Annotated in this window: 9 protein-coding genes and 1 riboswitch; of the genes, 4 read left to right on the forward strand and 5 right to left on the reverse strand. The window is 71.3% G+C overall.

The window, feature by feature from the left end:
- Window position 1 precedes the first annotated feature (1 nt).
- The 3 genes from OHA68_RS12055 to OHA68_RS12065 form a co-directional block, all read right to left on the reverse strand.
- Window positions 2–2,527 (reverse strand): L-aspartate oxidase, encoded by a 2,526-nt coding sequence (locus OHA68_RS12055; RefSeq protein ID WP_327107714.1) that lies wholly within the window; start codon window positions 2,525–2,527, stop codon window positions 2–4.
- A 118-nt stretch (window positions 2,528–2,645) separates the two neighbouring features.
- Window positions 2,646–3,476, reverse strand: coding sequence for a pantoate--beta-alanine ligase (panC, locus tag OHA68_RS12060; RefSeq protein ID WP_327107715.1), 831 nt, complete (start codon window positions 3,474–3,476; stop codon window positions 2,646–2,648).
- A gap of 60 nt (window positions 3,477–3,536) precedes the next feature.
- Complete coding sequence (locus OHA68_RS12065) at window positions 3,537–4,427, reverse strand: Rossmann-like and DUF2520 domain-containing protein (protein ID WP_189137788.1); 891 nt, start codon at window positions 4,425–4,427, stop codon at window positions 3,537–3,539.
- Between the two features lie 452 nt (window positions 4,428–4,879).
- On the opposite strand from OHA68_RS12065, the gene OHA68_RS12070 reads away from it, so the two are divergent.
- A complete protein-coding gene (locus OHA68_RS12070; RefSeq protein ID WP_327107716.1) occupies window positions 4,880–5,842 on the forward strand; it encodes an SAM-dependent methyltransferase in 963 nt (320 codons plus the stop codon).
- 22 nt (window positions 5,843–5,864) lie between these two features.
- On the opposite strand, the gene OHA68_RS12075 is transcribed toward OHA68_RS12070, so the two are convergent.
- Window positions 5,865–7,055 carry a cytochrome P450 gene (locus OHA68_RS12075; protein WP_327107717.1) on the reverse strand — a complete coding sequence of 397 codons (1,191 nt, stop codon included), beginning with the start codon at window positions 7,053–7,055 and terminating at the stop codon, window positions 5,865–5,867.
- A 58-nt stretch (window positions 7,056–7,113) separates the two neighbouring features.
- Window positions 7,114–7,229: riboswitch (SAM riboswitch) on the forward strand.
- 40 nt (window positions 7,230–7,269) lie between these two features.
- Between OHA68_RS12075 and OHA68_RS12080 the strand changes: the two genes are divergently transcribed.
- A complete protein-coding gene (locus OHA68_RS12080) occupies window positions 7,270–8,571 on the forward strand; it encodes an aminotransferase class V-fold PLP-dependent enzyme (protein WP_407674435.1) in 1,302 nt (433 codons plus the stop codon).
- A 73-nt stretch (window positions 8,572–8,644) separates the two neighbouring features.
- Here OHA68_RS12080 and OHA68_RS12085 read toward each other — a convergent pair whose 3' ends face one another.
- Window positions 8,645–9,439 (reverse strand): DoxX family protein, encoded by a 795-nt coding sequence (locus OHA68_RS12085; RefSeq protein ID WP_327107718.1) that lies wholly within the window; start codon window positions 9,437–9,439, stop codon window positions 8,645–8,647.
- Between the two features lie 123 nt (window positions 9,440–9,562).
- Here OHA68_RS12085 and OHA68_RS12090 point away from each other — a divergent pair, with 123 nt between their 5' ends.
- On the forward strand, window positions 9,563–10,708 hold the full coding sequence (locus OHA68_RS12090) for an NADH-quinone oxidoreductase subunit D (protein ID WP_327107719.1): 1,146 nt from the start codon (window positions 9,563–9,565) through the stop codon (window positions 10,706–10,708).
- On the forward strand, window positions 10,705–11,811 hold the full coding sequence (locus OHA68_RS12095; protein ID WP_327107720.1) for an acyltransferase family protein: 1,107 nt from the start codon (window positions 10,705–10,707) through the stop codon (window positions 11,809–11,811). The genes OHA68_RS12090 and OHA68_RS12095 overlap by 4 nt, the downstream gene beginning before the upstream one ends.
- Window positions 11,812–11,817: the final 6 nt, after the last annotated feature.

The raw sequence follows: 11,817 nt of genomic DNA on the forward strand, positions 1-11,817 counted from the left end.
ATTACCCCCGTAGATCCAGTGCGACGTCAAGGGCCGGCGCCGAATGGGTGAGCGCTCCGACCGCCAGGTAGTCAACGCCAGTCTCAGCCACATCACGTGCCAATTCCAAGGTCAATCCCCCGCTGGCTTCAAGAGCAACCGCGCTTTTCGTACTATTTTTCGCGATTTGCACGGCATGTGCTGTCTCTTCCACCGTGAAGTTGTCCAGCAGGACGAGCTCGGCCCCCTCCGCGAGCACCGCCTCCAGCTGGTCGACGCTGTCCACCTCCACCTCGATCGGCAGGTCCGGGTAGCGCTCGCGCACCGCGCGGAACGCCTCGGCGACGCCCCCGGCGGCCACCACGTGGTTGTCCTTGATGAGGGCCGCGTCCGACAGCGACATGCGGTGGTTGACGCCACCGCCGCAGCGCACCGCGTACTTCTCCAGGGCCCGCAGCCCCGGCAGCGTCTTGCGGCTGTCCCGCACCCGCGCCGCCGTGCCGCTGATCGCCGCCACCCACCGGCCGGTCAGCGTGGCGATGCCGGACAGGTGGGTGATCAGGTTCAGTGCGGTGCGCTCCGCCGTCAGCAGGGCCCTGGCGGGCCCCTCGACGGTCATCAGCACCTCTCCCCCGCGCACCCGCTCGCCGTCCTTGACCCTGCGTTCGGTACGGGTGGCGCCCAGCCGTACGAACACCGCCTCCGCGACCGCCAGACCGGCCACCACCCCGTCGGCACGGGCCACCACGTCGCCTGCCGAACGCTGCTGGGCCGGGATCGTCGCCAGGCTCGTGACGTCACCGGCCTCCTGAAGGTCCTCCGCCAGCGCCCGGTCGATCACCGCGTCGACGTCGGCCGGGTCCAGCCCGGCGGCGGTGAGCTCCTGGGCCAGGCGGTTCGGCATCGCGTCACCGTGCGGCGTGTAGGTCATCTGCAGGCCCTCCTCGGTCAGGGTCACGTCCAGGTGGCCCTGCCATTCGTCGTCGTCGCGGTCGGGGAAGTCCTCGCGCCAGTGCGAGCCACGGGTCTCCTGCCTGGCCGCCGCCGCGCCGGTGAGCACGGTGGCGACGGTGAGCAGGTTCGTCGCCTCCCACGACTCGGTGCGCGCGGCCACCTGAACGGGCGTCCAGCGGGCGTCGCGCAGCGCCTGAGCCGTGGCCGCGAGCGAGGCGTGACTGCGCAGCACGCCCGCCCCGGTGCTCATGTGGGACTGGATCCGCCCCCGCACCCGCGGGTCCACCAGCCCCGTCGGCGCCTGAGCCGGCACCGGCTCGCCGGGCGCGCTACTCAGGTGGTGGATGTCGTCGGCGATCCGCTCGGCGAAGACCAGCCCTTCGAGCAGGGAGTTGGACGCCAGCCGATTCGCCCCGTGCACCCCCGTGCAGGCGACCTCGCCGCACGCGTACAGCCCGTCGATGGAGGTACGACCCCGCAGGTCCGTACGGACTCCGCCGCTGGCGTAGTGGGCCGCCGGCGCCACCGGGATCGGCTGGGTCACCGGATCGATGCCATGCTCCCGGCAGACGGCGTAGATCGTGGGGAACCTGGTCCGCCACTTCTCCTCGCCGAAGTGACGACCGTCGAGCAGGACGTGGTCGCCGCCGTTCGCGCGCATCGTCCGCATGATCGCCTTGGCCACCACGTCCCTGGGCGCCAGGTCCGCCAGCTCGTGCACGCCGGTCATGAACCGGTCGCCGTCCTGGTCGACGAGGAAGGCGCCCTCGCCCCTGACCGCCTCCGAGATCAGCGGCTGCTGGCCGGTCGCCCCCTTGCCGAGCCAGAGCACGGTGGGGTGGAACTGGACGAACTCCAGGTCCCGCACCACGGCCCCGGCCCGCAGCGCGAGCGCCACGCCGTCGCCGGTGGAGACGAGCGGGTTGGTCGTGGAGGAGTAGACCTGGCCCATGCCGCCGGTGGCCAGCACGACGGCCGGCGCGCGTACGGCGCCCACGCCGTCACGCGCGCCCTCGCCCATGACGTGCAGCGTCACGCCGGCCGTCCGGCCACGTGCGTCCTTGAGCAGGTCGAGCACCAGCGCGTGCTCGATCACCTCGATCCCGCCGGCGCGGACGGCCTCGATCAGCGCCCGCTGCACCTCGGCGCCCGTGGCGTCGCCTCCGGCGTGCACGATCCGATGCCGCCGGTGGCCGCCTTCCCTGGTGAGCTGGAGGTGCCCGTCCGGCGTGCGGTCGAAGTCCGCGCCCCGGTCCATCAGCCGCCGCAGCGCGCCCGGCCCCTCGGTGACCAGCGTTCGCACCGCTCGCGTGTCGCACAGGCCCACGCCGGCCAGCAGCGTGTCGTTGAGGTGCTCGTCGGGGGTGTCCGCCGGATCGAGGACGGCCGCGATGCCGCCCTGCGCCCACCGGGTGGACCCGGCGGCGAGCACGTCCTTGGTGACGACCAGCACCCTGGCCCGCGGGACCAGCTCGGCGTAGTGCAGCGCGACGGTCAGCCCGGCGATGCCCGAGCCCACCACGACCAGGTCGGCCTCGACGGTCCAGCCGGGATCGGGCGCCACCAGCCGCAGAGGGATCGCCGGTGCACTCATGGGACCTCCTTGAGGCGATTTCGTCACACTGACGATAACGCGTGAGCTCAGCTGCTCCGCACCCGGGGCACCTCCGGATGTCGGGCTCAGCCGCTCCACACCCGGGGCGCCTCCCGGATCAGCCCAGTGCGATGACCATGTTGTCGATGAGCCGGGTGGCGCCGACGCGGGCGGCGACGGCGAGCACCGCCTCACCCGTGTAGGACTCCGGCACGTCGCCGAACGTGGCCGGGTCCACCAGCGCCAGATAGTCGAGCTCCAGCTCGGGCGCGGCCGCGTCGAGCACCTCTCGCGCGGCGGCACGGATCCGCGCCGGCGCCCGCTCGGCCGCACCGGCGCGCAGGGCGCGGGACAACGCCAGCGCGACCTGGCGATCCTCGGCGGACAGGTAGCGGTTGCGGCTCGACAGCGCCAGGCCGTCCGGCTCGCGAACGGTGGGCGCACCCACGATCTCGACGGGCACGTCCAGGTCGGCGACCATGCGCCTGATCATCGCGAGCTGCTGGGCGTCCTTCTGGCCGAACACCGCGACGTCCGGCCGTACCAGATTGAACAGCTTGAGCACGACCGTGAGCATCCCGTCGAAGTGGCCCGGCCTGGAGGCGCCCTCGACGATCCGGCCCATCTCGCCGGCGTGGACGCTCACCTGGCGGCCCGGAGGATACATGTCCTCCACGGCGGGGGCGAACACCACCGCGGCGCCCTCCTCCTGGCACACCTCAAGGTCGGCGTCGAACGTACGGGGATAGCGGGAGAGATCCTCGTTCGGCCCGAACTGCAGGGGGTTGACGAAGATGCTGACCACGACCTGATCGGCATGCGTACGGGCCGCCCGGACGAGCGAGCGGTGCCCCTCGTGCAGGGCTCCCATGGTGGGCACCAGGGCGATGGTCCCGGCTCCGCGAGCCTTGATCAGGTCGGTGCGGTTCCTGGCGACGATCAGGTCCATCCGGGGCCTCCGAGAGCGGCGGTCAGCGAGGTGGCGGGTCCACGCCGTGACCGGCTGTGGTCAGGTCCATATGTTGCCACCCAGGGCATCGAGCAGCCGCTCGGCCTCCTCCGGTTTGAGCAGCCCGGCCGCCAGCGCGCGGTCGGCGGTGAGCCTGGCCAGCGCGACATAGGCGTCGGCCGCCTCGGGGGCGCTCAGGATCAGGGCGTCGACGTGCTTGCGCACGGTGCCCGCGTCGCCGCGCACCACCGGCCCGGTCAGGCCCGCGAGGCCCAGCCTGAGCACGTTGTCCAGGGCGGCGCCGAGCAGCGGGCCGAGCATCCGCCCGGGGTGCTCGACGCCGATGCGCCGCAGCAGCTCGCCGGACTCGGCGATGAGCGTGACCATGTGGTTGGCCGCGCTGGCCAGGGCCGCGTGATAGAGGGCGCGGTCGGCCTCGGCGATCCAGACGGGCTCGCCGCCCATCTCGATGACCAGCGCCTCGGCGATGGGGCGGAGCGGCTCGGGCGCGGTGACGCCGAACGAGCAGCCGGTGATCCGGTTGAGGTCGTCGTCCCTGCCGGTGAACGTCATCACCGGGTGCAGCGCGAGCGGCAGCGCGCCCGCCTTGGCCGCCGGCTCCAGCACGGACAGCCCGTAGGCGCCGCTGGTGTGCACGAGCAGCTTGCCCTGCAGGGCGGCCCCCGTCGCCGCCAGGCCGCCGACGAGATCGGGCAGCGCGTCGTCGGGGACGGTGAGCAGAATCAGCTCCGCCGCGCTGACGACCTCGTCCGGCCGGGTGGGCTCGAGACCCAGCCGGTCGGTCAGCCACCTTCTGGAGGCGTCGGACACTCCACTCGCCGCCACGACCCGGTGGCCCGCCTGCGCCAGCGCGGCGCCGAGTGCGGAGCCCACCTTGCCCGCTCCCAGCACGCCGACGGTCAGCCGTGCCGGGCGATCACCTGCGTCCATGCCGTCTCACCCCTGTCGACCCGATGGCGCTGCGGACCAGCGTAACGGCCGAACGGGGGCACGCAGGTGACCGGGGTTTTGCCGCATGTCGCGTTATCGACAAATCGGACAAGGGCATACAAATCGTGTACCCCCTGTCGGAGAGATGAGGAGAGGGGTTCATCGCAGCGGGCGCCGAGTCCTTGGACCCGACGCCCGCACAGCACAGGAACCTCTTGGGGGGGCACGAGTGACCGCCAACGCCGATCGGCGGTCACTCGTCCAGCTCGGACCGGTCCGGCCGGTCCGAGCTCTGCGCATGTCAGCCGACGCTCGCGCCGCCCCGGCAGCCGGCGACGGCCTGGCCGGGCGGCGACCGAGTTGCCGCAGACGTAACGTGTCAACGCCAAAACAAGATCTGCACATTGTGCAGTCACAGGCCAACCCATTGTGCAGCGTGAGATATTTCTAACATGTGGCTCACCTGGCGCGCCGCCATCGACCGCGCGCTCTACGGCGAGAGCGGCTTCTACCTGCGAGAGCGGCCCTCAGGCCACTTCCGTACCTCGGTCAGCGCCTCGGCGGTGTTCGCCGAGGCCGTGCTGTCCCTGCTCGGACAGGTGGACGCGGAGCTCGGCATGCCGGGAAAGCTCGACCTGGTCGACATCGGCGCCGGGGAGGGCGCGCTCGTCGGCCGGGTGCTCGCCGCGGCCGATCCCGAGCTGCGCAGCCGACTCCGGGTCACGGCCGTCGACCTGTCACCCCGGCCGGCGGGCCTGCCTCCGGAGATCGACTGGCGCGCCACCGTCCCGTCCGGGATCAACGGCCTGGCCATCGCCAACGAGTGGCTGGACAACATCCCGCTGGACGTCGCCGAGCGGACACCCGACGGGCCCAGGCTCGTCCTGGTCGACACCGAGACCGGCGACGAGCGGCTCGGCGACCCGCCGTCCGGGGCCGATCGGGAGTGGCTCGAACGGTGGTGGCCGCTGTCGCGCACCGGCGCGCGGGCCGAGATCGGATGGCCGCGCGACGCGGCCTGGGCGACGGTTCTGGAACGGCTCGAACGAGGTCGCGCGATAGCCGTGGATTATGCACACCCTGTGGATAACCGTCCGCCCCGCGGCACGCTCACGGGATACCGCGACGGCGCGATGGTGTCGCCCATCCCCGACGGGACCTGCGACATCACCGCTCACGTGGCGCTCGACGCGTGCGCCGAGGCGGGCAGACGGGCCGGTGCGATATCCACAACGTTGTCCACACAGCGCGTCGCGCTGCGTGCTCTGGGGATCACCGGCACACGCCCGCCGCTCGACCTGGCCCGGGTCGACGCACGCCGCTATCTCAGGTCCCTCGCTCGGGCTTCGGAGGAGGCCGAGCTGATCGATTCGTCAGGCTTGGGCGGCTTCGGCTGGCTCAGCCAGAACCGGTGACTCAGGCTGCCCTGGCTTCCCCTCAGGCGACCCTGACGTCGAGCGACTCCAGGCCGCGGATCACGTAGCCGGGCTTCCACACCGGCTCCCTGACGAGCTCCAGCTCCGGCGCCCGGTCCATCAGCGCGCCGAACGACTCGATCAGCTCGATCCTGGCCAGCGGCGCCCCCAGGCAGAAGTGGATGCCCGCGCCGAAGGAGATGTGCGGATTGTCCGCCCGGCCCACGTCGAGCCGGTCCGGGTCGTCGAACACCTCCGGGTCCCGGTTGGCCGAGCCGAACAGCAGCGCGACCTCCACGCCACGCGGGATGACGACCCCGCCGACCTCGATGTCCTCCAGCACCCAGCGCTCGAACATCTGCAGCGGCGTGTCCCACCGCATCAGCTCCTCGATCGCCGACGGCAGCAGCCCGCGATCCTCGCGCAGGCGGGCGAGCTCGGCCGGGTTCCTGAACAGGGACCACCAGCCGTTGCCCGTCACGTTCACCGTGGCCTCGTGGCCCGCGTTGAGCAGCAGCACGCAGGTGCCGACCAGCTCGTCCAGGGTGAGCTCGTCGATCTGGGCGAGCGCGCTGATCAGGTCGTCGCCGGGCCGGGCCGCGCGCTCACGGGCCAGCTCCTTGAGGTAGCCGGCGAACTCCGACGCCGCCCGGACGGCCGTGTGCTGCGCCTCGGGGGCCGGGTTGAGCTCGTACATCCCGCAGATGTCGGCCGACCAGGGGCGCAGCAGGGGGCGGTCGGCGTCGGGGATGCCGAGCATCTCCGCGATCACCGTCACCGGGAGGGGCTCGGCCACCTCGGCGATGAGGTCGCCGCCGCCCTGCTCGACGAACGCGTCCACCAGGCCGCCCGCGATGGCGCGCACGCGGGGGCGCAGCGACTCCACCATGCGCGGGGTGAACGCCCTGGAGACCAGACGACGCAGCCGGGTGTGCACCGGCGGCTCGACGTCGAGCATGCCCGCCCTGACCACCCGCCAGAACGGCTCCTGGAACTCCGGCTCCGCCTCCTTGCCGAACTCCTCGTGCGTGGCCACGTGCAGGTAGGACCTGCCCAGGCGGCGGTCCCTGAGCAGGGCGTTCACGTCGGCGTGGCGGGCGATCAGCCACTGACCCGTCGGCTCGAAGAAGCTGACCGGAGCCTGCTGCCTCAGCTCGGCGTAGACCCCGTAAGGGTTGGCCACGAAATCGGGATTCCAGGGATCAAAGCGCACAAGTGCATCTTAGATGGTTGCAATCCACGGGCAGGCGTCGGTTATAGTGCCTGACGTAGGTCATGAGTGCCAGCGTCAAGCCCCGGCTCGCTGGCCGGCAACCCTCGCGTCCGCGGCGGGGTGCCCCGGGTGAGGACCTGGTCCGTCACGAGGTGTGGCGGGCAAGCGCGGGCTCCGTGGTCTCCAGGGGTCCGATGACCCGAGGAGTTTCGCCGTGTCCACGTTGACGATCTTCACCAGCGTTCCCGAGCAGCAGGACCAGGCCGCCGTAACCACCGTCCCTCAGGGCCGGCCCATCCCCGCCGTGCTCGGCGCCGACCTTGAGGTGCCTGTCAAGGGCGGCAAGCTGGTCGGCTACGCCAACCTCGACTACGCCGCCAGCGCCCCTTGTCTGGAGCCGGTCAGCGCGGCCGTCGCCGCCGCGCTCCCGGCCTACTCCAGCGTGCACCGCGGCGCGGGGTACGCCTCCCAGCTCACCACCGCCCGCTACGAGCAGGCGCGCCACACCGTACGAGCCTTCGCCGGCGCCCGGCCCGACGACGCCGTCATCTTCACCCGCAACACCACCGACGCCACCAACCTGCTGGCCCGCTGCCTGCCCGACGGCACCACCGTGGTCGTCTTCGACACCGAGCACCACGCCTCGCTGCTGCCCTGGAAGCAGGCCGTACGGCTAGCTCCCCCGGCCTTCCCCGGCGAGGCGGTGCGCGCGGCGGACGAGGCGCTGGCCGGGATCGACGGGCCCAAGCTGCTCGTCGTCACCGCCGCCTCCAACGTCACCGGCGAGCTGTGGCCGATCGCGGCCCTGGCCCACATCGCGCACCGGCACGGCGCCCGCATCCTGGTCGACGCCGCCCAGCTCGTGCCGCACCGGCCGATCAACCTGACCGCGCTCGACCTGGACTACGTGGCCTTCTCCGGGCACAAGCTGTACGCCCCCTTCGGCGCCGGAGTGCTGCTGGGCCGCCGTGACTGGCTGGCGGGCGGCGAGCCGTACCTCAAGGGCGGCGGCGCCGTGCGCGCGGTCGGGCACGCGGACGAGGGCACGGACTGGCACGAGGACCCCGAGCCCCGGCACGAGGCCGGCACCCCGAACGTGCTGGGCGCCATCGCGCTCGCCGCCGCCTGCGACGCCCTCACCGCCACCGGCTGGACGGCGCTGGTCAAGGAGGAGGAGCGGCTGATCGCCCGGCTGCGCGCGGGCCTGGCCTCGATCGCGGGCGTACGGGAGCTGTCCCTGTGGGGACCCGCCCACCCGCGGGTGGGCATCGTCTCCTTCACCGTCGACGGGCACTCCGCCCGCGAGGTCGCCGAGCTGCTGTCCGGCGAGTACGGGATCGGGGTGCGGGACGGCAAGTTCTGCGCGCACCCGTTCGTCCGGCACCTGCTCGGCACCGCCGACGGCGGCTGCGAGGACGACACCGCCTCGGCCGTACGAGCCTCGATCGGCATCGGCTCCACCCAGGAGCACGTCGACCGTCTCATCGAGGCCCTGCGGGCCCTCGCGGCCCGCTGACGGGTCAACAGCGGGAGCTTGCCCCCCACTGACGGGTCAGAGGCCCTGCGGGAGCTTGCCGCCCGCTGACGGGTCAGCGGTTGGGCGGCTTGGGTCTGCGGTGCTCGTCACCGATCAACGCGTCGAGATCCCGCATGTCCTCCGGGCTCAGGGCGTCGGACCGGTGTCCGGACGGCTGCCTGGGCACGGTGTGCCGGGTCTCGCCCTGAGGGCCCCGCCCCGTGTCCTCCCGGTAACCGGGCTGGGTGTCCTCCCGATCACCGGACTGCGGTCGTTCCTCCTGGTAGCCGGACCGGGTGTCTCCGTACCCACCAGGGTTGGGCGGCTCCTCCCGGTAACCGGGCTGGGTACCCTCCCGGTAGCCGGGCTGCTCGTCCCGGTGGATCGGCAGGGTGTCCTCGCGGTGGCCCGGCGCGGGCCGGCCGGCCGAGGCCTTCTCGGCGGCGCGCTGCCGTGCGCGTCTCCGATAGCTGCCGTGGATGATCCCGTCAAGGCCGAGCCTGCCGCCCCCCAGCGCCAGGAACAGCAGCGCGACCGAGCCCAGCGCGGCGGGCAGCTCCCAGCCACCCTCCTGAACGAAGATCCCCTTGCCCCAGTGGCCGAACATGATCGCCCCGACCATGCCGATCAGCAGCACCAGCGCCGCGGGCCGCACCAGCAGCCCGATGATCAGCAGCGCACCGCCGACGGTCTCACCGATCGTGCTGAACGCGGCGGCGAGCTGCGGCTGCGGCACCCCCATCTGGGCGAACCCCGCGGAGGTGGTGCCCAGGCCGCTCTGCCACTTCTGCCATCCATGGGCAACGAAGATCACTCCGACAACCACCCTGACGATCAGGGCGGCGATATCGTACACAGCCCTTTTCATGATGATTTCTCCCCCCGTTTCCGGTATTACTCCCCCTGTCCGGCTCGGGGATGCACCCGCATACCGTTCCTTGACCTGCCCCAGCGCTGGATCACCACCGCACCCGGTGGCAGCATTGCCTATATGACGGAACGCGTAGTGGGAATCGGAGTGGGCGCGAAAGAGCTGGCCACCGAGGACATGATCCTCAACATCGGCCCGCAGCACCCCTCGACGCACGGCGTGCTCCGGCTCCGCCTCACCCTCGACGGTGAGCGCATCTCCACCGCCGAGCCGATCATCGGCTATATGCACCGGGGCGCGGAGAAACTGTTCGAGGTCCGCGACTACCGGCAGATTCTGGTCCTGGCCAACCGGCACGACTGGCTGTCGGCCTTCGCCAACGAGCTGGGCGTGGTCATCGCCGTCGAGCGCATGCTCGGCATGGAGCCCCCGGTCCGGGCCGTGTGGGCGCGCACCCTGCTGGCCGAGCTCAACCGGGTGCTCAACCACCTGATGTTCCTCGGCTCCTACCCCCTGGAGCTGGGCGCCATCACCCCCGTCTTCTACGCCTTCAGCGAGCGCGAGCGCATCCAGGCGGTGATGGAGGAGATCTCCGGCGGGCGCATGCACTACATGTTCAACAGGGTCGGCGGTCTCAAGGAGGACCTGCCGCTCGGCTGGCTGGACCGGGTCGCCGAGGCCACCGCCGAGACCAGGCGCCGCGTCCCCGACATCGAGAACCTCATCCTCAACAACGAGATCTTCAACGCCCGCACCAGAGGCGTCGGCGTGCTCTCCCACGAGCAGATCATGCAGTACGGCGTCAGCGGCCCCGTCGCCCGCGCCTCCGGCGTCGACTTCGACCTGCGGCGCGACGATCCCTACCTGGCCTACCCCGAGCTGCCCATCAAGGTCGTCACCCGGAGCGCCGGCGACTGCCACGCCCGCTTCGAGGTGCTGCTCGAACAGCTCAAGGTCTCGCTCGACCTGGCCGACGCCTGCGTGGACCGGCTGCGCTCGCTGCCCCTCGGACCCATCAACCAGCGCCTGCCCAAGGTGCTCAAGGTCCCTGAAGGCCACACCTACGCATGGACGGAGAACCCTCTCGGCATCAACGGCTATTACCTGGTGTCCAAGGGCGACAAGACCCCCTGGCGGCTGAAGCTCCGCTCGGCCTCCTACAGCAACATCCAGGTGCTGCGCGAGATGCTGCCCGGACACCTGGTGGCCGACATGGTGGCGATCCTCGGCTCGATGTTCTTCGTAGTGGGTGACATCGACAAGTGAGCTCCCCCACCACCGTCGAACGCGACAAGTACGTCGACTGGCTGCGCGCGCTCAGCCTCATCGTGGTCGTCGTCTGGCACTGGGCCTTCACCATCCTGCAGTGGAAGGACGGCGTGCCCGAGCCGACCAGCCCGCTGGGCTTCACCTCGGGCTTATGGATCCTCACCTGGCTGCTGCAGGTGCTGCCGCTGTTCTTCTACGTCGGCGGGCACGTACACCTGCTGTCCTGGGACCGCGCCAAGCGGCGCGGCACCGGCATCGGCGCGTTCGTCTGGCGGCGCATCCGCGCGCTGGCCATCCCGGCGCTGGGCCTGTCCGGCGTGTGGATCGCCATCGGCGCGCTCGTCACCTGGGCGTTCGACGTGGAGTGGATGGGGCGGGTGGTGCTGCTCGTGCTCAGCCCGCTCTGGTTCCTCGCCGTCTACCTCGTGCTGATCGCGCTCCTGCCCGTCGCGCTCTACCTGCACCGCGAGTACGACGTGCTGACGCTCGTCTGGCTCGGCGGAGCCGCCCTGGTCGTCGACGTGATCCGCTTCCGTTACGACGTGGAGTGGATCGGCTGGCTCAACATGCTCATCGTCTGGGGGCTGGCGCACCAGGCCGGGTTCTTCTACGACCGGTTGGTCGCGCTGCCGAGGCGCTATGACGTGGGCGTGCTGTGGACGGGCCTGTTCGCGCTGGTCGGCCTGGTCTACTCGGGCATCTACCCCGGCTCCATGGTGGGCGTCCCGGGCGACAAATGGTCCAACATGGCCCCGCCGACCTTCGTCATCGTGGCCCTGCTCATCTTCCAGATCGGCCTGGTCGAGGTGCTGCGGCCGTCGATGGAGCGGGTGCTCGTCAAGCCCGGCTGGAGCCACGTCAACGACGTCATCAACCGGTTCGCTCTGCCGCTGTTCCTCTTCCACACCACCGGCATGGCCATCGCCATCGGCCTGTCCTGGTGGCTGTTCGGCTCCCTGACCCCCCAGGTGCCGCCGGACCTGTGGTGGTGGCTGGAACGCCCCATCGCCATCATCGGCCCCCTGATCTGCACCCTCCCGGTCATCTACCTCTTCGGCCGCCGCCGCACCCCCGCCGAACAATTGCAGGACAAACGTTGAAGAACG

The organism is Nonomuraea glycinis, assembly GCF_035920485.1.
Classification (GTDB): domain Bacteria; phylum Actinomycetota; class Actinomycetes; order Streptosporangiales; family Streptosporangiaceae; genus Nonomuraea; species Nonomuraea glycinis.

Coding starts and splice junctions, on each gene's coding strand:
- OHA68_RS12065 (WP_189137788.1), bottom strand. CDS start 4,427: ATGGACGCAGGTGATCGCCCGGCACGGCTGACCGTCGGCGTGCTGGGA.
- OHA68_RS12090 (WP_327107719.1), top strand. CDS start 9,563: ATGACGGAACGCGTAGTGGGAATCGGAGTGGGCGCGAAAGAGCTGGCC.
- OHA68_RS12070 (WP_327107716.1), top strand. CDS start 4,880: ATGTGGCTCACCTGGCGCGCCGCCATCGACCGCGCGCTCTACGGCGAG.
- panC (WP_327107715.1), bottom strand. CDS start 3,476: ATGGACCTGATCGTCGCCAGGAACCGCACCGACCTGATCAAGGCTCGC.
- OHA68_RS12085 (WP_327107718.1), bottom strand. CDS start 9,439: ATGAAAAGGGCTGTGTACGATATCGCCGCCCTGATCGTCAGGGTGGTT.
- OHA68_RS12055 (WP_327107714.1), bottom strand. CDS start 2,527: ATGAGTGCACCGGCGATCCCTCTGCGGCTGGTGGCGCCCGATCCCGGC.